The organism is Streptomyces mauvecolor (genome assembly GCF_039532965.1).
GTDB lineage: Bacteria > Actinomycetota > Actinomycetes > Streptomycetales > Streptomycetaceae > Streptomyces > Streptomyces violascens.
The window spans coordinates 41,419-64,588 of the sequence record NZ_BAAASQ010000039.1 but is presented as its reverse complement, the minus strand read 5'-3'; the positions used below and the strand labels follow the sequence as shown (position 1 = coordinate 64,588).

The following is a 23,170-nucleotide window of genomic DNA, read 5'->3' as shown; positions in this document are numbered from 1 at the left end:
GGACCCCATGAACTCCAACTTCCCCTGCAATCACGGACTCCACGCTACGAGGGGAGGGACACAGGCGTTGGAGGACGAGCCGGCCGTGCATGGTGGCTGCCACGATCAGCGGTTCGGTTGTTGCGCGACTTGCGCAGGTTCACGCGCGCGCATCTGTACGTGAAGCAGCCCCGGAGCCCGAACCTGCAGGGAGGCATGGGGCGATGATCAGTGGGAGACTGCTCTAGCGGCGGGTGCCGTGTCCCGGAGTCGGTCGAGCCGCTCGTAGAGGTCGCGCAGCAGCCGGGCCAGGTTCTGGACGCCGTGGAGCGTGTTCCTCGACGGCTGCATTGGGCGGCGGTCGACTTCGTTGAGTACCGTCTCGGTGAGCGCGCGGCGGTTGTCGTCCGGTGGCAGCCGGTCCATGTGGTGCCGTAGGTCCGTGGCGACTGCGTGGCTGGCCTCGGTCAGCAGGAGCGCGACTTGTTCGTAGTCGTCGGGCGGCAGTGCGGTGGGATCGGTCCAGGACAGTGCGGCCCGCAGCAGGCGGGTGTGTGACAGCCGGTCGAGCGGAAGCGCGGCCTTGATCCGGCGCTCGGGGTCATACTCCGTGGAGTGGCCGGTCATGACGCGACCTCCTTGTCGTGCATGGGTGGGGTGAGGTCTCGCAGGTGCGCGGCGAGTTGCTCTGCCTGGACGAGTCGGGGAGGCTTGTCGCCGGGTGGGTGGCTGACCCAGTCGGCGACGATGTTGCTGTGCTCGGGCGGGGTCGGGACGAGCAGCTGGTAGCCGTGGGAGAGTACACGGACCCCGAGGATCCCGTCGCAAGCACCGCCGGTGCCGGGCGGGACCAGCACGTACAGCACGTTCCGCAAGTGGTCGGCGAGTACCAGGTAGCCGCATCGGGTACCGGTGCGGGTCGCGCCGAGCGCTGCCAGGCCAGAGGCCATTGGGGTGATGGCCACCGCGTCCCAGGCGATGCCGCAGGCCATCCAGTCGGTGTGGTTGCCCCCGGTCCTCCACAGCTGACGTTTGCGGTCGCTGACCTGTGCAAGGTCGTGCCAGGTGGGGGTCGTCGTCTGTGTCTTGGCTGTTCTGTCGGCGGATGAGTTCGCCACGGCGCTGCTCCTTGCTGGTTGCCCGTCACGTTCCTTCCAGCCAACCGCCATCCGAGTGCGTGGAATCAGGTCAAAATCCGGGCAGTTACCTCCTGGGAGGCGGACAGTTTTACCTACCGGGAGGGCGCGGCGGGACTACCGTCGCGCCACGACACAGCCGCACCGGGGGCCATTCATGGACACGCAGCGCAACGTCATCTTCGAAAACCTGCTGCGTCAGCACGGCTACAGCCACCGGACGCTGGCCAAGGCCGTCAACCGCATCAGCGAGCGCATCTACGGACGACCGGGCGAAGCCACCGACCGCGAGGTCCGACGCTGGGCCGCGGGCAAGGTCCGCTGGCCGATCGCGCGCTACCTGCTGCCGCTCGTCGAGATCTTCGACCGGCCCCCCGAAGCCATGGGATTCGTGCCCCGCGGCGCATCCAGCCATCTGCCCGTCCCCCCGCCCCGGGCCACCGACGAGGAGGAGAAGGTGAGGCGCCGTTCCTTCGTTGCCGGGTCCACCGCCGCGAGTGTCGCCCTGATGCTCGGACTGGACGAGACACCGGTCAGCGGCCGGTTGACCTTCACCGACATCCAGTGCATCAACGGCGCCGTCGGTCGGCTCGATGCGCACTTCAACGCGATCGGTGGCGGCGTGCTCCTGACCGTGGCCACGGACTACATCGACCGGCTGCGTGATGCCGTCGACCGCTGTACGTACGGGCCCGGCGTCGAGAGGGCTCTGCACTCCTCCATCAGCAGCCTGTACTCCTCCGCCGGATGGGCCGCGCATGATGACGGCCACAGCGACCAGGCCCGCCTGCACCACGCCGCCGCCTTGCAGAGCGCGATACTCGCCGACGACAAGCGCGCCCAGGCCCGCGCCTGGTCCGACCTGGCCATGCAGGCTCGCGCCGAAGGCCGCCACCGCGAGGCCCTGCAGATCAACCGCGCAGCCCTCGACTCCCGCCAGGCCCGCCAGAATCCGCGCATCGCCGCCCTGCTCCACTCCCGCCTCGCCATCGGCTATGCCCGCGCCCGCGACTACCGCGCAGCGGCGCGCTCCGTGCTCGCCGCCCAGGCCGCACACGACCGCTTCGACACCGCCGAGCCCGCGCCACCCTGGCTGCGCTTCCTGGACACCGCCGAGATCGCCGGACTGTCCGCCATCGCCCACCAGGCCATGGGCCACCTACCCGACGCCGAAGTCGCCACCGCCCAAGCCCTGCAGCTGCTCCCGCCGACCATGCGCCGCAACAAGGCGTACTACGGCGTGCAGCTCGCCGAAATCCAGCTCGTCCAAGGCGACTTGGCGCGCGCCAGGGCCACTGTCATGAGGGTCGACACCTCCGCCCTCCGCAGCCGGCACATCAGCGACCGGCTCGCCACCGTCCACCGCACCCTCGCCACCGCCTAGGAGCCCCGCCTGTGACCGGCATCGACATACGGCACTACGACCACCGCCACGCCGCCGAGCTGCGTCCCCTGCTGCTCGACGTGTACGCCGAGGTCTACGCCGAGGCCGCCAAGACCGACCCGTTCGCCACCGTCGACCGGTTCGCCCAGGGCCTGGACGCCTGGAGCCGCCGCGAGGGCTGGACCTGCACCGTCGGCTACGACAGCGACCGAAACGGCGAAGCCGTCGGATACGCCTATGGCGCCCCGCTGCGGGCCGACTCCCCATGGTGGGGCGGGCTGCTCACCGCGGTACCGGCCGACGTCGTCGCCGAGACCGGCACCCGCACCTACGCCCTTTCCGAACTGATGGTGCGTCTCCCCTGGCGCGGCACCGGCATCGCCCGCCAGCTACACGACGCGCTGCTCGCCGACCGGGGCGAGGAGCGCGCCACCCTCCTGGTCGACCAGAGCCACCCCAAAGTCCATGCGCTATACGAGTCGTGGGGCTGGACCACGCTCGGCGACCTGCGCCCCAGGATGCCGGACGCGCCCCTGATGCACGCGATGCTGCTCGCTCTCCCTCAGTGCTGACCAGGCCGCCGCAGGCAGGTCAACACGCGTGCGGGTTGGCCTCGGACAGCCGGAAGGGGGTGTCTTCCGCGGGAGACACCCCCTTCAGTGCTGCACCGCCCACGTGATCAGGGCTGGGTGGGGTCGCCGCCGTACCACTTCGGCACGTATGGGCGCATGGCGTCCCACGCGCGACGCACAGGTCGAAGCCGAGCGGTCCCGAGACCGGCACCGGGCCCGGGGAAGGAGGCTCCGCCCTTTGCTCGGTGTCCTGGTGCCGACAGTGCAAAAGTACTTGGTGAAGGACGGTTCCGCTCTTCCCGAGCACCACGGTGTGGTGGGTGCGTCCCAGACCGGATCACCACGGAGGCCGCCATGCTGCCGACCGTCCTGCTCAGTGCAACCTTTCTTCTACCTGCCGCGTTGACCGGCAGGCGGCTCCTGCTCACCGAACTCCGCACCTATGTGGGCCCTGGGAGCGGCCGGCACCGTCGCGGAGCTCGTGGCCGGCACGCTGCCCGAGGGGGTGCGGTGCGGTGAATGCGACTCCCATCGTTCCGTTCGGCTGCCTGTATCGCTGGACGAGCTGTACACCCAACCCGGCCGCTCAGGCGCGTGCCACACTGCGACGCGCCCTGTCCCAGCTGGGACTGCACAGTGAATCGATCAGCGATGGCGTGCTCGCCGCATCCGAGCTCGTCGCCAACGCGACCGAACATGCTCTGGGGCCCTACGAGTTGCACCTGCGCCGCATCGTGGACGCGCTCCTGTGCGAAGTCCTGGATCACGATCCGAGGATTCCCGTGCTCGCAGAGTTCCCGTCGACTGCCCCCTTTGCCGCGAGGCCGCGGGGCTGCGGCGGGGGACTGGATGCGCTGCTGGAGCTGTTGTCCGAACGCGGGCGGGGCCTGCACATCGTGCATGAACTGACCTGCGGCGTATGGGGTTTCCGAGCATTCAACAACGGCACCAAGATTGCCTGGCTGGCGTTGCCTCTGCCGGGTGGCACGTACGACGCATGCTGAGACGGCGGCTGACGGTGGGGGCGGCGCCGGGATGCGGTGATCCCTACGATGGCGACCGTTGGCTTGAGGCGGCTGAACGGGAGAGCCATGAACAACGACCCCTTTGAGGTGCCGTTATATACGGAACGCCCGGAGTCCTGGGGCATGTTGGACGACCATCTGCTCTACACCTGCGGCGTTGTGCACGATCTCGTACGAGGTCGGCTGGCGGACCGGCCCTCGCTGCCGACCATGGCCCGGCTGGGGCCCGGCGAGCGCTCGCTGGCCGTGGGCCCTGCGGCGCGCTCTACCTGGCGGGCGCTGGGCGACGGCTCCTATGTGCACGGCAGCACGGTGGCCTTCGGTTCGACGGGCTTTGTCATCGGCAGCATGGTCGGTTCGGCCCTGGGGAACTCTGCCCGGCGGTGCCAGGCCCAGGCCAACGCACAGCCGCGGTGGGTGGCGGACGGGCCGGGCGAAGTCACCGTCACCAATCTGCGGGTGTATTTCGGGCATCCGCAGAGCCCGCTGAACCTGGGCTGGGCCGGTCTCGACACGGTGGACCTGGTCGCCCCGGACGTCTTCCAATGCGCATTCCATGACGCCAACGGCAGCGGCTACGTCACCGTGCAACTCCACAGCCTCTGCGCGTCGTTGATGTTTGTACTCGCCGCGCACGCGTCCTTCCCCGCCCACCCCAGACTCCTCTCCCACGGCTGGCTGCCACCCGACTTCGAGGCCCGCTGCGCCGCGGACGGGTGGAGTCTCCCGCCCGTACGGTGACGAGTCACCCCACCCCACCCCGCCCCAGGCGCGTATCACCGGATCAGGTGGTTTCAGTTTCCCTTTCCGCTGGTGGCACCCGTCAACATGCCCGTGGCGCGGCCGGAAGGGAAGCTCGGCCTCCGGATCGCGTTTGCCAGGTGAATACTCAGGGGGAAGACAGCTGACACGAAGAGTGACTCGTGATTGCCGTGAGTGATGTGCGGCTGGTGGGAGCGGGGGAGTATGAGAACGAAGGGATTACATCGCAGGCTCTGGATGACGGTTGTTGCCGTAGCGGTGGTCGGGCTCGGAGCAGGTGCTTGCACCCATAACCAACCTCACCAATCGAGGGTGAAGACTCCGCAGGCCGTGACGTCTACAGGGACGCCGGTGCCGAGCCCCAGTGATGGGCCAGTGGACGAGGCGCTCACCTCGTATCGGGCGATGTGGGCGGACGCGGCAGAGGCGTCCCGCACCTCGGACCCGAAGAGCCCGCGGTTGGCTGACCACGCGCAGGGCAATGCGCTGAGCCTGCTGCAGTACGTGATGGAGCAGGCTCGTAAGGCCGGGGCGACCAGCAAGGGGGCCGTGAATCTCGCGCCGACCGTCGTGAAGTCGAGCGTGGACAAGGTCGAGTTGCGGGACTGCATTGACGGGTCCAAGTGGGTGCAGGACAAGCCGAGTGGTTCTTCCGACGGGTTGGCTGGAGGGCGGCGTCACACCGAGGTCACTGTCACCCGTACTTCTACCGGTGAATGGAAGGTGTCCGAACTCTATTGGGAGGACGCGGGCACGTGTACGAGCTGATGCGTCGGTCCCCAAGCAGTCGTGGCTTCCTGGTCGTTGCGGCAGTGCTGTGGACGGTCGGTCCACTGGCTCCGGTGTGCGGTGCGGATGGTGGTGGCGATGAGATCGCGAACTTTGGGACCGGAGTGAAGTGCCGTGCGGGCAAGTGCGGTGTCGGTGCGGGAAGTGAAGCGCGCCCGGCGTCTGTGGGGCGGCCGGGGTCTGGGCCGGCATCTGGGTCCGGGGCAGTGAGTAGTGGTGCTTCGGGTTCGGGTAATTTCATGGACTGGGAGCGTCAGCCGGGGCAGATGTATGGCCTGCATGGTGTTCCGTTGCCGATGCAGGATTTCCCGGGGCCGGGGGCTGGTGGGGATGCCGCCCCGGCTGCTGTGCCGGATCCTGCGGTGGTGGCTCGGCAGGTGGTGCGTGAGTTGGTGTTGCCTGCGCCGGTGATCCGTACGAACCCGGATGAGAAGGCTGCTCAGTTGGTGCGGGTGCCGACGTGGATGTGGCTGGATCCTGGGATGTGGAGGCCGGTGTCGAAGACGGCGTCGGTGCCGGGGGTGTCGGTGACGGCGACGGCGATACCGCGCACGGTGACGTGGCGCATGGGTGACGGCAGCACGGTGGTGTGTGCAGGTGCTGGGACGCCGTATTCGGCGCAGTACGCGGCGGATTCGGCTTCTCCGGATTGTGGCCACACCTATCTGCGGTCGTCGGCGGGGCAGCCGCGCGAGGCGTACACGGTGTCGGTGAGTGTCAGTTGGGACGTGGAGTGGCACGGCGGGGGCCAGCAAGGTGTGATCCCCGGGCAGCAGTCGCAGGCGCAGGTGCCGTTGCGGGTGGCTGAGGCGCAGGCGCTGGTCGTGTCCTGACCTCGCATTGCCGTATGGGGCCCGGTGTCGGGAGTGGCGCGGGCGAGTTCTTTGTGAGCGAGTGGGGTGACGTGTGGGTACCTCTTTGTCTTCTTCCAGGGCCACGACAGGTGTTAACGGAAGGTTGGGGCGGTTGCGGCCGCCCCGGCAGTCGGTGGAGGGTCCGCCGGGGGGTGGTGGGCCGGTGGGGGCGCCGCGGCGGTGGCGGCCGGGGCTGGTCGCGCTGGGTGTGGCGGGGGCGATTGCCTGTGCGGGCGGGGTTGCGTGGACGGTGAGCAGTGCGGGGCATCGGCTGCCGGTGCTGGCGGTGGTGCGTCCGGTCGGGGCCGGCGAGGTGATCGAAGCGGCCGATCTGGGTGTTGTGCGTCTGGGTGTGGATGACGCGACGCAGGTCGTTGCGGCCGGGCGGCGCGATGGGGTGGTGGGGCGGCGGGCCGTGGTGCCTTTGCTGGCCGGGCAGTTGCTCGCGCCCGGGCAGGTGGGGGATGCGGCGGCGTTTCCGCCGTCGGGGAGGGCGTTGATCGTGGTGGGTGTGGAGCCGGGGATGCTGCCCGCCGGATTGGCGGCCGGGCAGCGGATCGCCGTCGTGCCCGGCACGGCTCCCGGTGGGCATGCGGGCGGCGACGCCGAGGCGAAGCTGCCGGATCCGGTGCTGGGGGTGGTGAGCGCGGTGAGTACGCCGCAGTCGGCGTCCGGCAAGGGCGCGGTGACGGTGTTGGTGGATGCGGCGGCGGTGCGCCGCATCGCGCAGATGACCGAGCCGCGGATCGCGGTGCTCAGTGAATCGGTGAAGGAGGTGTCGTGATGCGGCAGATCGTGGCGATCGGCTCGCTCAAGGGAGCGCCCGGAGCGAGCACGCTGGCTCTGGCCCTGGCCGCAGTGTGGCCGGTGGGTGGGGTGCGGCCGGTGGTGGTGGAGGCGGATGCCGCGGGCGGGGATCTTGCGGTGCGGTTCGGGCTGTCGGACATGACAGGGCTGCTCACACTGGCGGCCGGAGCCCGCCACGGCGGGCCGGAGGCGGACCTCGGCTCCTGTACGCAGGAGGCGGCCGGCGGCTTGCGGGTGGTGGTGGCGCCGACGGGCTGCGACCAGGCGCTGGCCAGCGTCGCGGAACTTGCCGCCTGCCCGACGATCCTGCGCGGTGACCCCGGCAGCGAAGGCATCGTGCTGCTGGACCTGGGACATCTGGGGGCTGGCCCGTCGCGGGAGCTCGCCGGGCTGTCCGACCAGCTGGTGCTGGTGGCCGGGGGCAGTGCGGACGCGCTGGCTCATGTCGCGGCGCGCCCGAAGTGGCTGGAGGGAGCGCGGGTGGAGCTGGCGGTGGTGGGGGAGTGCCGGTACACGGAATCCGACATTGCCCAAGCCCTGGAGGTGGGGCGGGACCAGATCCATGCGCTGCCGTGGGATCCGCGGGCCGCGGCCGCGCTGTCCGGCGTTGCGCGGGTGGCCGAGCGGCGGTGGACTCGCCTGCCCTTGGCGCAGGCCGCGTTCGCTCTGGCCCGGCAGCTGGCCGGCGCCGATGGCGACACGGGTCGGGGCGGCTTGTGCGGCGAGCTGGCCCAACTCAGCTCACGGGCCCTGGCCGGTGCGCGCCATAGCCATCCCGAAACGGTGCGCACACTGGAGACGGGCGGCATCCGGTGAAGACGAGTACGGGCCAGGGATCGCATGCGGTGGAGCGGCTGCGGGACAGCATTGCCGCGACGTTGACGGGTTTTGCACACTCGCGCAGTGAGGCTGGTCTGCCGGTGCAGAGCAGTAGTGAGCGGCGCACGCTGGCGAAACGGCTGCTCGCCGATGAGATGGCCTCCCACAACCAGGAGCGGCTCACGCTCGGCAGGCCCCCGTTGAGCGACGGCGAGCGGGAAGCCTTTGAGCGGACGGTGATGGAGGCGTTGTTCGGGCTTGGCTCGCTTCAGGAGCTGCTGGAGGACGAGCGGATCGAGAATATCCAGATCAACGGTGCGGACCAGGTCTTCGTCCGCTACGCCGACGGCAGCGAAGAGCAGCGCGCTCCGGTCGCTGCGTCCGACGGTGAACTGGTCGATCTGGTGCGGCAGATCGCGGCCCGCTCGGGGCTGGAGGAGCGCCGCTTCGATCGGGGTTCGCCTAGCCTGAACATCTGCCTGCCGGACGGATCAAGGTTGTTCGCGGTGATGGCGCTGTCCCACCGGGTGGGGCTGACGATCCGTCGGCACCGCTTTAAGCGCGTGACGATGGATGACCTGGTGGACCGTCTCGGGGTGTGCGACCGGCGCCTGGCCGGGGTGTTGACCGCTTTGGTGCTGGCCCGCAAGAACATCATCGTCGGGGGCGGCACGAACGTGGGCAAGACCACCTTGGCCCGCGGCCTGGCGTCGGTGATCCCACCGGTGGAGCGGCTGGTGACCATCGAGGACACCTTCGAACTCGGGCTGCACGAAGACGCCCAGGCGCATCCGAACGTGATGGCATTGCAGGCCCGCGAGGCCAATCTCGAGGGCGAAGGCGCCGTCGACCAGGCGGAGCTGGTGCGCTGGGGGCTGCGGATGTCGCCGGACCGGGTGATCGTCGGGGAGATCCGGGGACCGGAGGTGGTGCCGATGTGCAACGCCATGTCCCAGGGCAACGACGGCTCGCTCTCCACCATCCACGCCTCCACCTCGCGCGGCGTGTTCACCAAACTCGCCGCCTACGCCGCCCAGTCGCCCGAGCGGCTCTCGCTGGAGGCCACCAACCTGATGGTCGCTTCCGCGGTGCATTTCGTGGTGCACCTCGGTTGGGACGCCCACGGCCGCCGGGCGATCGACTCCATCCGCGAGGTCGTGGACGCCGACGGCCCGCAGATCGTCTCCAACGAGGTCTACAAACCCGGCCCCGACGGACGCGCCGTGCCCGGGGCGCCGCTGCGCACCCAGACCCTCAACGACCTGGTCGACGTGGGCTTGGATGCCGCGCTGCTGTTCGGCGAGTACGGGGGGCGCTCATGACGCACAGTGTCCTCATCGGCCTGCTGCTGGGCGCCGGTTTCGCGCTCTCGGCCGGACTCACTCTCTACGGGGCCCGGCCCCGCCCGCACAGCGAACATCGGGTGTGGCGGTGGCGGTTGCCGGTGGAAGCGAGCGGCCGGCACTGGACGGCGGCCGCAGGGGCCGCTGCTCTGACCGGAGCGGTCACCGGTTGGCCTGTCGCTGCCCTGTTGACGCTGGTGGGGGTGCTGGCGCTGCCGCGTCTGCTGGGACCCGACCGTCAGGCCGCCGGCCGGACCGTGACGTTGGAGGCGGTCGCGGTGTGGGCGGAGATGCTGCGCGACACCTTGTCGGCGGCGGCCGGGCTGGAGCAGGCGATCCTGGCCACCGCCCCCGTCGCCCCACCCGCCCTGCGCGAGGAGACCGCACGCCTGGCGGCCCGCATCGAAGCGGGACAGCCCCTGGGCCGGGCGCTGCGCGGTTTCGCCGACGAGGTGGACGACGCGACCTGCGACATGGTCACCGCCGCCCTGGTGATGGCCGCCGAACGCCAGGCCCGCCAACTCGCCGTCCTGCTCGGCCAGCTGGCCGCTGCCACCAGGGAACAGGTGACCATGAGATTGAAGATCGAGGCCGGACGCGGCCGGGTGAGGACCTCGGTCCGCGTCATCACCTGCACCACCCTGAGCCTGGCCGGCGGACTGGTCATCCTCAACCGCTCCTACCTCGCCCCGTACGCCACCGCCCAGGGGCAGTTCGCCCTGGCCGCCGTGGGCGGCCTGTTCGCCTTCGCCCTGTGGTGGCTGATGAAGATCGCCGCCCTGGAGGAGGACCCCCGAGTCCTCAAGGGTGTGCGCCCCGCGACCGCAGAGGGGGTGCGCGTATGACGGCGATCCTTCTCGGGCTCGGGCTCGGCACCTTCCTGGCGCTGGTGGTGTACGGCATCAACCCACCGCGCGCCTCCCTCACCCACCGCCTGGCACACCTCGGCACCCCACCCCCGCCTGCCGCGACGGCGACGGCCGGAGACGGGGAGGGGTGGGCGGCGCGGGCCGGGCGGCGGGCCGTGCCCGCGCTGAAAGCCTGCGGACTGCCCACCCGCGGGCTGCGCCGGGACCTGGCCGTCGCCGACGTCCCCATTGAGCGATTCCTGGCGGAAAAGGCAGCTGCTGCTCTTGCCGGGCTCCTCGCACCGAGCCTCCTCTCGCTGCTGCTGTGGGCGGTAGCCGGACACGGACTCGGCTGGCAGATGTCCGCCCTCGGATCGCTCGCGCTGGGGGCGGTGTTGTTCTTCGCCCCGGACCTTGCGGTGCATTCCACCGCGCAGCAGCGGCGCAAGGAACTGCGGCACACCCTGTCGGTCTTCCTTAACCTCACCGTCATCGCCCTGGCCGGCGGGGCCGGCGTCCACCAGGCCCTCGCGGACGCGGCCTCCAGCCCGCACGGCTGGGCCGCCGGCCAACTGCGCCGGGCCCTGACCGCCTCTGAGGTGGGCCGCACGAACGTCTGGCACGAACTGGGCCAACTCGGCGCCCGCACCGGCGTCCCAGAACTCCAGGAGCTCGCCGCGACGATCTCGCTGGCCGGCAGCGAGGGCGCCAAGATCCGCATTTCGCTGGAGGCCAAGGCGGCGGCGATGCGCACCCGCAGCCTCACCGAGGCCGACGGCGCCGCCCAGTCCGCCACCGAACGGATGTCCCTGCCCGTCGTCGTGCTCTTCGCCGGATTCCTGCTCTTCATCGGCTACCCGGCCATGCAGAACGTCCTCGCCGGACTGTGACCGAACATCCCTCCACCGAAAGGCGATTGCCATGAACCTCCGCACCTTCATCATCCGCGCACGGGCCAGGGCACACCGGGCCAGGGCATGGATGGCCGACGACGCCGGCTACTCCACGGAGACCGTCATCGTCACCGCCCTCCTCGTCATCCTCACGCTCTCGGCCATCGGCGTCATCGCCTCCAAGGTGCTGGCCAAGGCCAACGGCCTAGACCTTGGCTAGCCGCAACCGCAGCAGAGCAGACGATCGCGGAGCAGCCAGTACCGAACTGGTCCTGGCCGTGCCCCTGTTGCTGGTGCTGCTGCTCCTGATCGTGCAGTTCGCGCTCGCCGAGCACGCCCAGCACATCGCGCAGGCCGCGGCCTCCCGCGCCCTGGCCACAGCCAGAGCCCAGGACTCCACCTCCCAGGCCGGGGATGCCCGCGCTGCAGCCACGCTGCGCCTGCTGGGCAGCCGGGTGCTCCTGAATCCCGCGGTGCAGGTGAGCCGGGGCGGCGAGCACGTGGTGGTGGATGTGCACGGCGAGGTGGTTGCGCTCGTGCCGGGGCTCCACCTGCGGGTGGCCGGCCATGCCGCAGGTCCTGTCGAGCGCTGGTCCCAGGGGGTTCCGGGATGAACAGAAGTGCGTCCCTGCGGACGGGGCGGGAACGGGGCTCGGCCACCACAGAACTGGTCCTGGTCACGCCGCTGTTGCTCTTGTTGATGCTGGTCGCGGTTGCTCTGGGCAAGCTCGCCGGGGCCCGCCTGGATGCCGACGAGGCTGCCCACCAGGCCGCCCGTGCCGCCTCCTTGACCCGGAATGCCGCAGCCGCGGGTGCTGCTGCCGAGCAGGCCGCCGTGCTCAGCCTGGCCGGGGCCGGCTCCTCCTGCACCAGCCCTCGCACGACTCTGGCCCTGGGCGGGTTCAGCCCGGGGGGAGTGGTTCGGGTGACGGTGACCTGCCGCGTCGCCCTGGGCGTGCCCGGCATGGCGAGCGGCATGGACATCACGGCATCGGCCGCCTCCGTAGTCGACCTGTACCGGGGAGTCGAGTCATGAGGCACACCCGCATGCGGACCGCGGTGCGCGAGGACTCGGGGCAGGTGACCGCGATCGTGGTGGTGTCGGTGGCCGGGCTCTTCCTGTTCGCCGGGCTCGTCATCGACGGAGGCCTGGCCCTGGCGGGCAAGATGCGCGCGGCCGACACCGCCCAGGAAGCCGCCCGCGCCGCCTGCCAGCAAGTCGACCTGCCCTATCTGCGCGGCACCCACCACATGCGCCTCGATGCGGCCGCCGCCGACGCCACGGCTCATGCTCGGGTGGCTGCGGCTGGCGACGGCGACCAGGCCCGCATCGAGGTCCAGGACGACCGGACGCACGTCACCGTCACCCACATCCAGCGCACCCAAGTGCTGTCCCTGGTCGGCCTCGGCTCACTCACGACCACCGCGTCCGCCACCGCCCACATCGAACGCGGCGCCACCACCCCCTGGGGCGCCGACGAGGCGAGCAGCCCGTGATGGCCACAGCCCCTTCCACCCGCCGCCGCGCCCACCGGCTGGCCGCCGCCGTCCGCATCCTCGCCCTGGGCAGCGTGCTCACCGCCGCGGTGGCCGGCATCCCGTACGTCCTGTTCGCCACCATCGGCGCGCCCTGGCCCGAACAGGTCACCTCGCTCAGCGACCTGGGAAACCGGCTCGCACAGCCGGTCAGCGACCCCTTCGTGCTGAAGGTATGCGCCCTGGTGGGCTGGGCCTGCTGGACCTACTTCATGGCCGTACTGGCGTGCGAGACGCTCTGGCTGCTGGCACGCCTGCCCGCCCTCGTCCGCGATGCGACCCTCCTGCGCCGGCGCACGCAGACGCTGCCTGTCCACCAGGCTGCCGCAGCCCTCCTGGTCGGCTCCCTGCTCCTGGCACTGATCGGTATGTGGCGCCTGCCCGCCGCGCACGCCGCCGTGCCGTTGGCGAGTCCCGCAGCCCCGGTGGCGGTTGCCGCTACCGCGCCCCAGCACGTGCCGCCCGCCCGGACGCCCGAACCCGGATACACCACCTACACCGTCAAGCCGGGCGACACCCTGTGGGACATCGCCGCCCAGCACCTCGGCGACCCGCTCCAGTGGCCGAAGATCTACCAACTGTCCTGCATGATCAGGCAGTCGGACGGGAGTCTGCTCTCCGACCCCGATCTGATCCTGCCCGGCTGGCGCCTGCACCTGCCCGCCGCGAACCCGCCTGCCACCCAGGCCCCGGCCCCACCTGCTCCCGCGCATCCGCCGCGTAGCCCCGCACCGGCTCCGGTGCCCGATCAACCGCAGCCCTCCCCACATGGTGAGCACCGCGATCAGCGGGAGCCCGCAGACCACCGTGAGCACGCGCCCGCTCCGCAGCAGTGCCCAGTGACGATCTCGATTGGCACTGCCTCCACGATCGGCATCACCACCGCGGCGGGCATCGCAGCCGCGATCGGCTTCGCCCGCTGGCACGCCGCCCGGCGCCGCACCCCCTCACTCGACACGCTCGCCACACCTCTTGACGACCACGAAGGGCACCTGAGCGAGGCCCTGAGCCACAGCAACCAGGCCCACCTCAAAGCCCGCGCCGCCCGCCAGCACGACCCCAAAACCCTGGCCCGACGCCCGGCCCCGGCCGAACCCGGCCAGCCCGGAACCGTTCCCATCGCCGAACGCGCCGGCTGCGAAGTCCGCATCGACACCCTCGCCCAGGGCGGGGGAGTGCACCTGACCGGATTGGGCGCCCAGGACACAGCCCGCCACCTGGCCATCGCGATCGCCTGCGCCGCACAGCGCCTGCGCCCCAACCCGCCACGCGTACAGCTGATCACCGACCAGGCCACCCTGAACCGCCTGCTGCCCGACGCTCACCGGTCCCTGCCCGCCTGGACGGTCGCCGACACAGCGACCGCGGCTCTGGAGCGTGCCGAGCACACCCTGCTGGAGCACGCCCGACACGAACAGCACCTGGATACCGGGCCGTTGGAAGGCGGCATGCCCGCCCTGCACGTCCTGCTCCTGGACCAGGTGGGCGGTGATCCCGCCCGCCTGGCCACCCTCGCCGCGCGAGCCACCCCCGGCCAACTCGCCGTGCTCACCGTTGGGGCCCACGGCGACACCGTGCGGCACCGGCTCATGGTCGATGCCGACGGCACCGCCTCCGGCACACTCGCCCCTCTGCAGAACTGCTCGATGTTCCTGCTCGCGCCCGCGGCGGCCGCCGAGATCCTCCACACCCTGTATGCCGCGCACGGACGGCACCAGAGTCTGGACCCGGCCGACGAGCCAGAAGACCCAGAACCCGAAGCCGCCCCCGTCCGGGCGCCGAAGGATGCGAGCCTGCCCAGCACAGCGACCTCCCCGATCAGGGGACCGCGAGCAGACGGTGCGCCCTCCCGGGCGGTACACATCCGCCTCTTCGGCGGATTCAAACTCGTCGTGAACGGCAAGGAATGCACACTCGCCGACACCCGGAAAGAAGCAACCCGGGAATTCATCGCGCTGCTCGCCGCCCACCCGGACGGTCTGCGCGGTGAGGAAATCGCCGAGAAAATACAGCTGGTCGACGACCCGGCCGCAGCGAAAGGCGACATCGAGAACCTGCGCCGCGCCGCCCGCCGCGTCTTCCGCGACGCCACGGGAAAGAAACAGGTCGCCTTCGTCGTCCTCAGCGGCCAAGTCCACCGCCTCGACCCGCAATACATCTCCACCGACGTCGCCGCCTTCACCGGCATCCTCAAACAGATCGCCACGGCCGACTCCCCCTACACCCGCGCAGCCATCCTCCAGCGCGCCACCGACACCTACACCGGCCCGCTCTGCGATGGGACCGACTACCTCTGGGCCCACGGCCTGCGCACCCAGCTGCACCGCAGCGCCATGGACGCCCTGATACTGCTTGCCGAACACACAGGCCAGCACTCCGCCGACCCCGAACCCGCCCTCGCCCTGCTCAACCGCGCCGCCGACCTCGACCCCGAGAACGAACGCGTCTACCGCCGCATCATCGAACTCCAGCTCACCCTCGGCCGGGACGACGCAGCCCAACGCACCCTCGCCCTGCTCACCGAACGCCTCGCCCGTATCGACGCCGAACCCGAGCCCGCACTCCTCGCCCTGCTCGGACAAGCACCCTCCAGAACCCGGGCTCCGGTACGTCGCACCGCGGTCCGACGCTGAAGTCCTCCCACCCGTCCCCACTGGCGTCCTGCCACGGGGGTCCACCCCGCCGTCCCGCTTGCACAAGAGCACCCGCCACCAGCCATACCCCCAGGCCACGGCCCGATCCGCCACCGCGGCCCGGGCCAGCCTGCATATCGGTACAAGCACCTGTCCCGATCTGCTCACACCGGCGGCCCGGCCCCCAACACCCCTCTGCTTACAACTGCCTGCTCTCGCGTGCTGTGACTCCTTACCTCATCACCTCCCTCCCTCTTCCTCCCTTCTCTCTTTCCCTGCCTGAGTGCAGTTGGCCGGTGCCTCAGGGGCAGGCGGGTGCCCAGGCGTAGCCGAGGGCGCCCGCCGTGCCGCTGGGTCCATGCCGCTGGGTCCGTGCCGCCCGTTCGTCCACGCGCTCGAATGCGGGGTTGCCGGCGCCCGCAGGCCGCCTGCGATCGCGTCGCGAAACAGGCCGGAGACGATACAAGACATAGCGTATTCCGGGATGCCCCTGAATTCCCGTCGCGAATTCGCGAGAAGTCCAGCATTGTCAAGCCAAATTTCGGCTTCAGGTCGGGTGCTGGTCGAGCTATATTTGAATTGTTCTCGAAAAGGCCGGGGGGATTCCGGTCGAGGGGGCGATTCGAATAATGGCAACGGGTGAAGTGCGGTCAAAAGTAGGGCTTTCGAATTCGGAGAGCGCCGCGCCTGCCCCGGTGATCGATGAAAGGCTGCGCGATGACCAGTAACGCCCCGCCCGCCTCCTCGCCTCCCAGCTCCGTACCGCCGCCATCCGGCTCCAGCGCGGCGAACTCCCCGACGGTGCCTGCCGGTTCGCCGCCCGGGGCGGGTGGCAAGGCCCGCCCGGGGGAGCTGCGCGCGAGGGTGGCTGGGCTGTTGGTGGCGAACGTGACGGTGCAGTTCAGTGTCACGGAGCTGGCAAGGATGCTGGGGCATTCGGGTGGGGCGGTCGGCAACGCGTGCGAGACGCTGGCGTGCCGGGGGGAGGCGGAGCGGGTCGGCTCCAACCCGCGTATGTACCGGGCGACTTCGATGACCGCCGCCGCAGCACAGCGCGCCGCATCGCCGCCGACGAGTAAAACTCCGACGCCTCCGGCGCAGCGATCGGCCGCCCCGCAGGGACAGGCGGCTGCGCCGACGGGCGGGAGGCCGGGGCCGGTCACCCGGCCGAACGGGCAGCAGTATCACCCCAGGTCGCTGGCCCAGCTACCGGATGTGGAGGCGCTGCGGCGGCTGCGCGAGGCGCAGGTGGCGGTGTTGCTGTACGGGCCGCCGGGCACGGGCAAGACCTCGCTGATCGAGGCGGCCTTCCCGGACCTGATCACGGTCGCCGGTGACGGTGACACCACGGTCGGCGACCTCGTAGGCGAGTACACCCAGGACCGACACGGGGGCTACGAGTTCATCTACGGCCCGCTGGTCACCGCCATGCAGGAGGGCAAGGCCCTGCTTCTGGACGATGCCACGCTGATCGCCCCGAAGGTGCTGGCCGCCCTGTACCCGGCGATGGACGGCCGCAGGCAGATCCAGGTCAAGGCCCACAAAGGCGAGGCGATCACTGCCGCCGACGGGTTCTATGTGATCGCCGGGCACAACCCCGGCGTCCACGGCGCGGTCCTCACCGAGGCCCTCGCGTCCCGGTTCTCGGTGCAGATCCAGGTGGGCTCCGACTACGACCTGGCCGCCGCCTTGAAGATCAACCGGACGGCGGTGCGGATCGCCCGCCACCTCGCCACCAGCCAGCTCGCGGGCGAGGTCGGCTGGGCCCCGCAACTACGCGAACTGATCGCCTTCCAGAAGATCGCCGATGTCCTCGGGGCCGAGACGGCCTTCGCCAACCTGGTCGGCATCGCGCCCCTGGAGGACCGCGACACGGTCACCGAGATCGTCACCAAAGCCCTCGGCCGCCCCGTCACCGCCCTGGCGCTGGGCCGCCAACTCTGATCTCCCACGCACCCGGCGCCTGCCGCCAACCAGCCAGCACCCCCACCCGCCACCCCTTGGAAGGGACTTGATCCGCCATGCCTGCACACGCCCACGTCCAGCATGCCCCGCCCGCCCTGACCGAGGCCGAATGGGCCCACGCCCGCTGGGAGGACGACGGCGGCCCTATCTACGAGCCGCCTCCCGGCCCGCAGGCCGGGCACTGGCTGCGGATCGCCGCCGCCCTGACCGACCGGCTGCCCGAACTCGCCGACCGCGAGGACGTCCTCGTCACCTGCGAGCAGACCACCCGCTCCGGCGCCCCGGCCGCCTTCTACCCGGCCCTGGCCCGCCTGGAGATCGACCGGGCGCTCTTCGCCCCCCTGCGCCCGCACACCATCGATCCTTCCCAGCCGGGCGACGAGGAGAACTATCCGGTGGCCTGGGGTGCCTTCACCCACGAGGCTGCGCACGCTGCCCACAGCCGCTGGACCACCCCACCCGAGCTGCGTGGCACGGCCCTGGACGCGGCGGCCCAGTTGCTGGAGGAATCCCGCGCCGAGCACGCCCACCTCAACCGCCGCCCGGGCGATCGCCGCTTTCTGCGCAGTGCCGCCCACACCCTGATCCTGGCCGACTGCACCGCGAAGGGTGTCAGCGACCGCTGGCAGGCGGCCACGGTAGCCGCTCTGATCCTCGCCCGCCGGGACGCCGGAATCCTCGACCCCGACGAAACCGAACCCGTCCACGACAGCGTCACCCAGATCCTCGGCCCCGACCTCCTGGCCACCCTCACCGCGATCTGGACCGCCGCCCACACCACCGGCGACACCGACGGGCAGGCCATGCTCAACCACGCCGAGGCCTGGTGCCAGGCGCTCAGCGCAAACCCGGCAGCCCTCGAACCTGCCCCCGACTCCCAACCCGGTGAGCACACCGGCGGGTTGGCCACGGCGATCGGTGCGGTCCTGGGCCGGGTGCGGACGAACGAGGCCGCGCAAAACGCTGCGCAGGCCCGGGTGGATGCCGCCCGCGCGGCGCGGGCCGAGGCCAGGGCAGCCCGCGCAGCCTGGCAACGCCAGGCCGCGCGGCTGGCTGAGAAGGTCTTCGCACCGGGCAGCCGCCCCTACACCCCGGGCAAGGCGGTCCCGGGGCGCCGCCGTTCCCCGGTGTCCGGGACCCGGCCGCCCACCCCGGCGGAGAAGGCAGCGGCCGGGCAGTTGGCCCGCGCGCTCCGGGCCGCTGCCTACCGCGAACGCACCCCGACCGTGACCGCCTCGGCGGCTCCGCCCGGACGTCTGAACATGCGTCAGGCCCTGGCCCGGGAGGCGCAGCTCGCCGCAGGCGCGACCCTGACCGCCACCCCGTGGACCCGTACCACCTACCGGCCCAACGCCGCACCGCCGCTGCGCGTGGGGATCGCGGTGGACGTCTCCGGCTCCATGGACATCGCCGCAGCCCCCGTCGCCTCGGCGGCCTGGATCATGGCCCAAGCCACCGCGCTCACCGACCCCGACTCGCGCAGCGCCACTGTGGCCTATGACCGGTCGGTGACCGCCATCACCACACCCGGCCGCGCACCCGCGCGCGTTACCCAGTTCGATGCCAGGGGCGGGGGCCACAGCCTCGCCGAGGCCATCGACGCCCTGACCAGCGCGCTCGGTCTGGACCGGCCGGGGGCGGGCCGCCTGCTGGTGATCGCCTCGGACGGCTACTACCGCCCCGACGAAGCTGCCCGGGCAAGCCAGCGCATCACCCCCCTGCGCGCGGACGGGTGCGCGGTGCTGTGGCTCGCCTTCGCCCCCGACCCACACCCCCTGCCCGGCACGGCGCTCCTCGAACTCGCCGACCCCGCCCAGGCCGCCACCGCGATCGGCCAGGCCGCCATCGCCGCCCTGGCCACCACCAACCGCCCGTGATCCCTCGCCGCCCCGGCTCCCGATCTCGGGGCGGCACCCCGCACACACCTCTTGGAGTGAAGGAGACCGATTCCTATGGCATCGCTCGCTGAACGCGCCCACGCCGCCGCCGTGTACATCCGCCGCCGCACCGCCATCAGCCAGCACGGCCCCTACCGGGGCGAAGAACACGCCCGCACCGCCATCCGCCTGGGCGCCGCCCTCGGCCTCGGACTCGACCAGATCACCACCCAGCCGGACTGGCTGCGACGGCGCACCACCCCCGGCGAGCCCGTCCTGGCCACCGCCACCTGCCCCGACACCGCCGAAAAGTTTGTCTTCCTCGCCCGCCACCCCATCTACGACGACGAGCCGTTCGAACTCCTCGGCCCCTGCCCCGAATGCGCCGGAACCGTACCCGTTGCAGAGATCCGCCACCTCGCCGACCTCGGCACCCACCTCGCCACCGGCCCCACCCTGCGCGGCAACGTCCCCATCCCCGAAACCTTCGCCCACGACCCCGGCCACACAAACACCTGCCGCTTCGGCGAAACCGCCTGACCCACAACACCCTCGGGCCGTCTGCCCGCCTCCAGGCGGACGGCTCACACCCCCATCCCAATGCGCACTCGAATCAGGAGCAATGACCATGGACCACCACTACAGCCACGCAGTCCACCTGCTGCTCGCCACGCTCTGCACCCGTCTCGTTGCAGCCGCACCCGAGCCACCCGCAGTAGGGCTGCACGAGCAACTCGCCCGGCTCCTTATCGAGCTCAGTGAGACCGACCAGCTCGTCCCACACCCGCCTTCACTGGGCCATGCCGCCGACGCAGCCGCTGCCTGCCTGCTCAACCTGGCCACGCCTGACCAGCTGAGCCGACCCTTCGACGACGACCTGCCACGCCGCTTGGATGAACTTGGCCGCAGCCTGCCTCAGCCCGAACTGCTCGCTTTGGTGAAGACCGCCGCCGACCACACCACGCCGCACCCGTAACCGGACGCCGTTGACCATGCGGGGCCCGGCGAAGGGCCCCGCCCGTACCAGCTGCCGAACCTGTACGAGGCACCGGACCGACCCGCGCCACCAGGAAGGAACTCCGCCCATGCCCGACATCACCCAGCCCCACCACCCGGACGCCGCCCACCACATCCTCAACCGGGCGCACGACCTCCTCGACGCCGCCGGAGAACAGGAATCACCCAGCTTCGCCCAGCTGTTGACCCGCGCGGCCGACCAACTACGCGCCGACGGCTGCCTGGACCTTGATCTGCACGGCCTGGCCCAGGCGGTGACGGAAGCCGCCGCACAGCTGGTGGCCTGCACCCACATCCCCCTCCAAAAGCGGGATCCGCATCTGGAGTACTACCTCGATGCCCTCGACCAACTGCCCCGCCCCGCCCGCACCGGACTGCTCACCGCCGCCGCCCGGCACACCGCACCCTGCCCCGAAGGTGCTCCATTGCTCGACGCCCCACCACATGGGCGGTTCCCGGCCCGGCACCGCATCACAGGGCCCTGCCCTTGCGGATGCAACAGCGGAGGCTGCTGCGGCGGCTGCGGGCATGCCGGCTGCGCAGGACGGCAGTGAAACGCCATACGTCTTCCCTCACCGCCGCGCGAGGAAGAGGAGTCCATTTAACCCGTAGCGCCCGCGCGCCCCGACCTGTGCCCTGAGAACCCAACGGGGAGCGCCCCGGTCGCTGCCCGGTCTATGCCCTCTTCAAATGCTTGATCAGCTGCTGGAGGACGGGCCATGACTCGGGGCCCGTTCCGTCGCCGAGGGTGTAGTGGAGTGCGGGGGCGGTGGTGGGGCCGAGCCGGGCCGGTGTCAGTTGCGGGGAGGGTGCTTCAGCGTGGGCGAGGCCGGTCTGACGTACGGCGTCGGAGCCGAGCGTGAAGGACACCGGCACGGGCAGGGCCTCGAAGTGTGAGGGGACGGTCAGGTCACGGCGGCCGGTGCGCAGTGTGGTGAGCATGGTGGCCAGATTGTGCCGGGTGGTGAGCAGGAGGGCCAATTCGGGGAGTGCGGCCAGGGGTGGGGTGCTGCCGGGGGCGTAGCCGAGGGCAACGGCGATGTGTTCCTCGATGCCTGCGGGGGTGTGCCGGACTCGCGTGGTGGCGATGGCTGGGTGTTCCGGGTCACCGATGGTGGTGAGCCAGGTGGGTGCGGACTTCTGGGCGCGGGTGCGGGCGAGATCGGTCAACTGCCGTCTGGACCAGGGGAGGTTGACAGGTTCGGCGGTGCCCCAGCCGGCGGGGCGGGTCCCGGTCAGGTGTTGCCAGGCGGCCTCGATGGCGCCGCCCAGGAGCAGGCCTTCGGTAGCGGGTTGGATGGTGCGTAGGGAGAGCAGCAGTTGCTGTTCGCCGGGGGCAGCTGCGGCGTCCTGGTCGGACTTGAAGGGCTCGGCGATGCAGGCATTGCCGCTTTCGTCGAGTGCGGGCGCGAAGGCGCCGTTGTGCCACCGGAGTTGGAAACCAGAGAGGCCGTCGTAGTAGCCGTGTTCGGGGTGCTGGATGATCCAGCGGTTGGGGTGGGCGGCGAGTGCGGCGCGGGCGGGCTGGGTGAGGCGGCAAGATGGAGGGGTGACGAGTTGCAGGGCCCGTCCGCTGGCTGCCGCGGTGCTCAGAGCATCCGAGAGCCAGGTGGTCAGGGCAATGACCGGGCGGTCCTGGAGGATGACGGAGGCGTGGTCGGTCTGGATGTCTACGGCCGGCGGGAGGCTGCCGAGTGGTGTGGACGGGGTGAGGCCGGTGGTGGGGACGACGTCGGTGAGGGCGACATGGGGTGGCCAGACAATGCCGCCCAGCACGGTGGTCAAGCGTCCGGCGAAGGACGCGGCGAGGCGCTCGCCCTCGGGGACGGCGGTGGTCGCACGGGCCTCCGTCCACCAGAACGGGCCCTCCGGCAGTGACACTTGGTCGCCGAGTAGACGGCGGGCCTCGTGCGGGTGATGGACCAGGTGCGGGGTTTCGACGGAGACGAGGGGGGTTCCGTCGGTGGTGCAGAGCTGGAGGACCGCCCCGTCGGCGAGGGTGTTGACGCGCAGATCGGGACCGCCCGCGTACAGGCCCGCGAGCACGGTGGACGGGTCGGGCATGGTCGGGGTGAGGGCGATGACGTCCTTGGTCACGACTGCTTCTTCCGTCGGTGGCGCTGCGTGGTTGGAGGGCCTGGGTGAGCTGTTGGCGCCGGCGTCAACAGCGGATGAGGGGGGTCATCGCCCGGCCAGCGGGGCGCGTAGAGGCCAACCAGGACCTGGCCGTCGGCGCTGTCGCCGATCACGAGGAGGGCGGTGCTGACGATACTGCGCAGCATCTCGGATAACACGGTTCCTGCAGCGCTCGAAGGAGTTGCCGCGCAGAAGGTGACAATGAAGGCCAGGACTGCACCGTGAAGCCACCCGACGCCGAAACCGCAACCAACTACGAGTACGCCGGGGCCGTGGTCCTCTGATCGATCTCGATGATCTTCCGTAACCGCTGAGCCACCCGTAGTCGCGACCGGCGCGGGCGGCTCAGGGGGGCGTCATGCCGCGAGGAAGTCACGGATTCCGGCCAGCGGGTCGTGCCCGTTCTCCTCGGCGTACTGGCGTCGGCGCGCGTCGACCTTTTCGGGAATAGCCAGGCAGCAGTAGTCCCAGAAGTCGACCAGCACGCGGAACGCGTCGTCGAGGGTGTATTCACCCTGAACGTGCTCGACGAAGAAGTTCTCCACCCTCACGCCCTGCGGGCTGATGGTGACAGTGTGCGCGTTTCCGTCCAGATCCTCCGGCGCGAAGCCCGGGTTGGCCTTGGCCTCGGCCACCAGGTCGATCGCCTCCAGGACGGACAGCGGCGAGAGCTGGATGTCGGCCGCCACCCACTCTCCCAGGGTGCTCAGCTCGTCAGGCCCGGAGAACTCCGGCACCCCGAACGCGTCCTTAACGTAGTACTGCGTGCGGATCACTGCTCTGTTCTCCTTCATT

The 23,170-nt window shown here is 70.7% G+C and carries 26 protein-coding genes; 21 read left to right on the top strand and 5 right to left on the bottom strand.

The window, feature by feature from the left end:
- Positions 1-207: 207 nt before the first annotated feature.
- Together ABD346_RS34715 and ABD346_RS34710 are read right to left on the bottom strand one after the other, a co-directional pair.
- Entirely contained in the window at positions 208-606 is a 399-nt protein-coding gene (locus ABD346_RS34715) for a restriction endonuclease (RefSeq protein WP_344380302.1), read from the bottom strand.
- Positions 603-1,097 (bottom strand): hypothetical protein, encoded by a 495-nt coding sequence (locus tag ABD346_RS34710; protein WP_344380301.1) that lies wholly within the window; start codon positions 1,095-1,097, stop codon positions 603-605. The genes ABD346_RS34715 and ABD346_RS34710 overlap by 4 nt, the downstream gene beginning before the upstream one ends.
- A 175-nt stretch (positions 1,098-1,272) precedes the next feature.
- On the opposite strand from ABD346_RS34710, the gene ABD346_RS34705 reads away from it, so the two are divergent.
- The 5 genes from ABD346_RS34705 to ABD346_RS34685 all read left to right on the top strand — a co-directional run bounded on the left by ABD346_RS34705 (position 1,273) and on the right by ABD346_RS34685 (position 5,626).
- The gene (locus ABD346_RS34705) at positions 1,273-2,499 is read left to right on the top strand and encodes an NsdA family TPR-like regulatory protein (protein WP_344380300.1); all 1,227 of its coding nucleotides are present in this window, start codon (positions 1,273-1,275) and stop codon (positions 2,497-2,499) included.
- Between the two features lie 11 nt (positions 2,500-2,510).
- Entirely contained in the window at positions 2,511-3,071 is a 561-nt protein-coding gene (locus ABD346_RS34700) for a GNAT family N-acetyltransferase (protein WP_344380299.1), read from the top strand.
- 515 nt (positions 3,072-3,586) lie between these two features.
- The gene (locus ABD346_RS34695; RefSeq protein ID WP_344380298.1) at positions 3,587-4,075 is read left to right on the top strand and encodes an ATP-binding protein; all 489 of its coding nucleotides are present in this window, start codon (positions 3,587-3,589) and stop codon (positions 4,073-4,075) included.
- Between the two features lie 87 nt (positions 4,076-4,162).
- The gene (locus tag ABD346_RS34690; protein WP_344380297.1) at positions 4,163-4,837 is read left to right on the top strand and encodes a hypothetical protein; all 675 of its coding nucleotides are present in this window, start codon (positions 4,163-4,165) and stop codon (positions 4,835-4,837) included.
- Between the two features lie 396 nt (positions 4,838-5,233).
- The gene (locus ABD346_RS34685) at positions 5,234-5,626 is read left to right on the top strand and encodes a hypothetical protein (RefSeq protein ID WP_344380296.1); all 393 of its coding nucleotides are present in this window, start codon (positions 5,234-5,236) and stop codon (positions 5,624-5,626) included.
- 460 nt (positions 5,627-6,086) lie between these two features.
- On the opposite strand, the gene ABD346_RS34680 is transcribed toward ABD346_RS34685, so the two are convergent.
- Positions 6,087-6,215: a hypothetical protein gene (locus tag ABD346_RS34680; protein WP_344380295.1), complete on the bottom strand. Its 129-nt coding sequence runs from the start codon at positions 6,213-6,215 to the stop codon at positions 6,087-6,089.
- Here ABD346_RS34680 and ABD346_RS34675 point away from each other — a divergent pair.
- The 16 genes from ABD346_RS34675 to ABD346_RS34600 all read left to right on the top strand — a co-directional run bounded on the left by ABD346_RS34675 (position 6,214) and on the right by ABD346_RS34600 (position 20,793).
- Positions 6,214-6,480, top strand: coding sequence for a hypothetical protein (locus ABD346_RS34675; RefSeq protein ID WP_344380294.1), 267 nt, complete (start codon positions 6,214-6,216; stop codon positions 6,478-6,480). The two genes, ABD346_RS34680 and ABD346_RS34675, sit on opposite strands and share 2 nt — an antisense overlap.
- 271 nt (positions 6,481-6,751) lie before the next feature.
- Positions 6,752-7,285, top strand: a complete 534-nt coding sequence (locus ABD346_RS34670; protein ID WP_344380293.1) for an SAF domain-containing protein — start codon at positions 6,752-6,754, stop codon at positions 7,283-7,285.
- Positions 7,285-8,124: a MinD/ParA family ATP-binding protein gene (locus ABD346_RS34665; RefSeq protein ID WP_344380292.1), complete on the top strand. Its 840-nt coding sequence runs from the start codon at positions 7,285-7,287 to the stop codon at positions 8,122-8,124. The genes ABD346_RS34670 and ABD346_RS34665 overlap by 1 nt, the downstream gene beginning before the upstream one ends.
- Before the next feature lie 29 nt (positions 8,125-8,153).
- Positions 8,154-9,449, top strand: coding sequence for a TadA family conjugal transfer-associated ATPase (locus ABD346_RS34660; RefSeq protein WP_344380291.1), 1,296 nt, complete (start codon positions 8,154-8,156; stop codon positions 9,447-9,449).
- Complete coding sequence (locus ABD346_RS34655; protein ID WP_344380290.1) at positions 9,446-10,315, top strand: type II secretion system F family protein; 870 nt, start codon at positions 9,446-9,448, stop codon at positions 10,313-10,315. The genes ABD346_RS34660 and ABD346_RS34655 overlap by 4 nt, the downstream gene beginning before the upstream one ends.
- Entirely contained in the window at positions 10,312-11,208 is an 897-nt protein-coding gene (locus ABD346_RS34650; protein WP_344380289.1) for a type II secretion system F family protein, read from the top strand. The genes ABD346_RS34655 and ABD346_RS34650 overlap by 4 nt, the downstream gene beginning before the upstream one ends.
- A gap of 31 nt (positions 11,209-11,239) precedes the next feature.
- Positions 11,240-11,431, top strand: coding sequence for a hypothetical protein (locus ABD346_RS34645; protein ID WP_344380288.1), 192 nt, complete (start codon positions 11,240-11,242; stop codon positions 11,429-11,431).
- Positions 11,424-11,825, top strand: coding sequence for a TadE/TadG family type IV pilus assembly protein (locus tag ABD346_RS34640; protein WP_344380287.1), 402 nt, complete (start codon positions 11,424-11,426; stop codon positions 11,823-11,825). Before ABD346_RS34645 ends, ABD346_RS34640 begins: the two co-directional genes overlap by 8 nt.
- A complete protein-coding gene (locus ABD346_RS34635; protein WP_344380286.1) occupies positions 11,822-12,247 on the top strand; it encodes a TadE/TadG family type IV pilus assembly protein in 426 nt (141 codons plus the stop codon). The genes ABD346_RS34640 and ABD346_RS34635 overlap by 4 nt, the downstream gene beginning before the upstream one ends.
- A complete protein-coding gene (locus tag ABD346_RS34630; protein WP_344380285.1) occupies positions 12,244-12,708 on the top strand; it encodes a TadE/TadG family type IV pilus assembly protein in 465 nt (154 codons plus the stop codon). The genes ABD346_RS34635 and ABD346_RS34630 overlap by 4 nt, the downstream gene beginning before the upstream one ends.
- Positions 12,708-15,380: an AfsR/SARP family transcriptional regulator gene (locus ABD346_RS34625; protein ID WP_344380284.1), complete on the top strand. Its 2,673-nt coding sequence runs from the start codon at positions 12,708-12,710 to the stop codon at positions 15,378-15,380. Before ABD346_RS34630 ends, ABD346_RS34625 begins: the two co-directional genes overlap by 1 nt.
- 864 nt (positions 15,381-16,244) lie before the next feature.
- Positions 16,245-17,324, top strand: coding sequence for an AAA family ATPase (locus ABD346_RS34620; protein WP_381226422.1), 1,080 nt, complete (start codon positions 16,245-16,247; stop codon positions 17,322-17,324).
- A 77-nt stretch (positions 17,325-17,401) separates the two neighbouring features.
- Positions 17,402-19,222: a VWA domain-containing protein gene (locus ABD346_RS34615; protein ID WP_344380283.1), complete on the top strand. Its 1,821-nt coding sequence runs from the start codon at positions 17,402-17,404 to the stop codon at positions 19,220-19,222.
- Between the two features lie 75 nt (positions 19,223-19,297).
- Complete coding sequence (locus tag ABD346_RS34610; protein WP_344380282.1) at positions 19,298-19,762, top strand: hypothetical protein; 465 nt, start codon at positions 19,298-19,300, stop codon at positions 19,760-19,762.
- An 88-nt stretch (positions 19,763-19,850) separates the two neighbouring features.
- Positions 19,851-20,198 (top strand): hypothetical protein, encoded by a 348-nt coding sequence (locus ABD346_RS34605; protein WP_344380281.1) that lies wholly within the window; start codon positions 19,851-19,853, stop codon positions 20,196-20,198.
- A gap of 109 nt (positions 20,199-20,307) precedes the next feature.
- Positions 20,308-20,793 (top strand): hypothetical protein, encoded by a 486-nt coding sequence (locus ABD346_RS34600; protein WP_344380280.1) that lies wholly within the window; start codon positions 20,308-20,310, stop codon positions 20,791-20,793.
- 121 nt (positions 20,794-20,914) lie between these two features.
- On the opposite strand, the gene ABD346_RS34595 is transcribed toward ABD346_RS34600, so the two are convergent.
- Both ABD346_RS34595 and ABD346_RS34590 read right to left on the bottom strand, forming a co-directional pair.
- Positions 20,915-22,336 carry a DUF6177 family protein gene (locus tag ABD346_RS34595; RefSeq protein WP_344380279.1) on the bottom strand — a complete coding sequence of 474 codons (1,422 nt, stop codon included), beginning with the start codon at positions 22,334-22,336 and terminating at the stop codon, positions 20,915-20,917.
- 395 nt (positions 22,337-22,731) lie between these two features.
- Positions 22,732-23,151, bottom strand: a complete 420-nt coding sequence (locus tag ABD346_RS34590) for a hypothetical protein (protein ID WP_344380278.1) — start codon at positions 23,149-23,151, stop codon at positions 22,732-22,734.
- Positions 23,152-23,170: the final 19 nt, after the last annotated feature.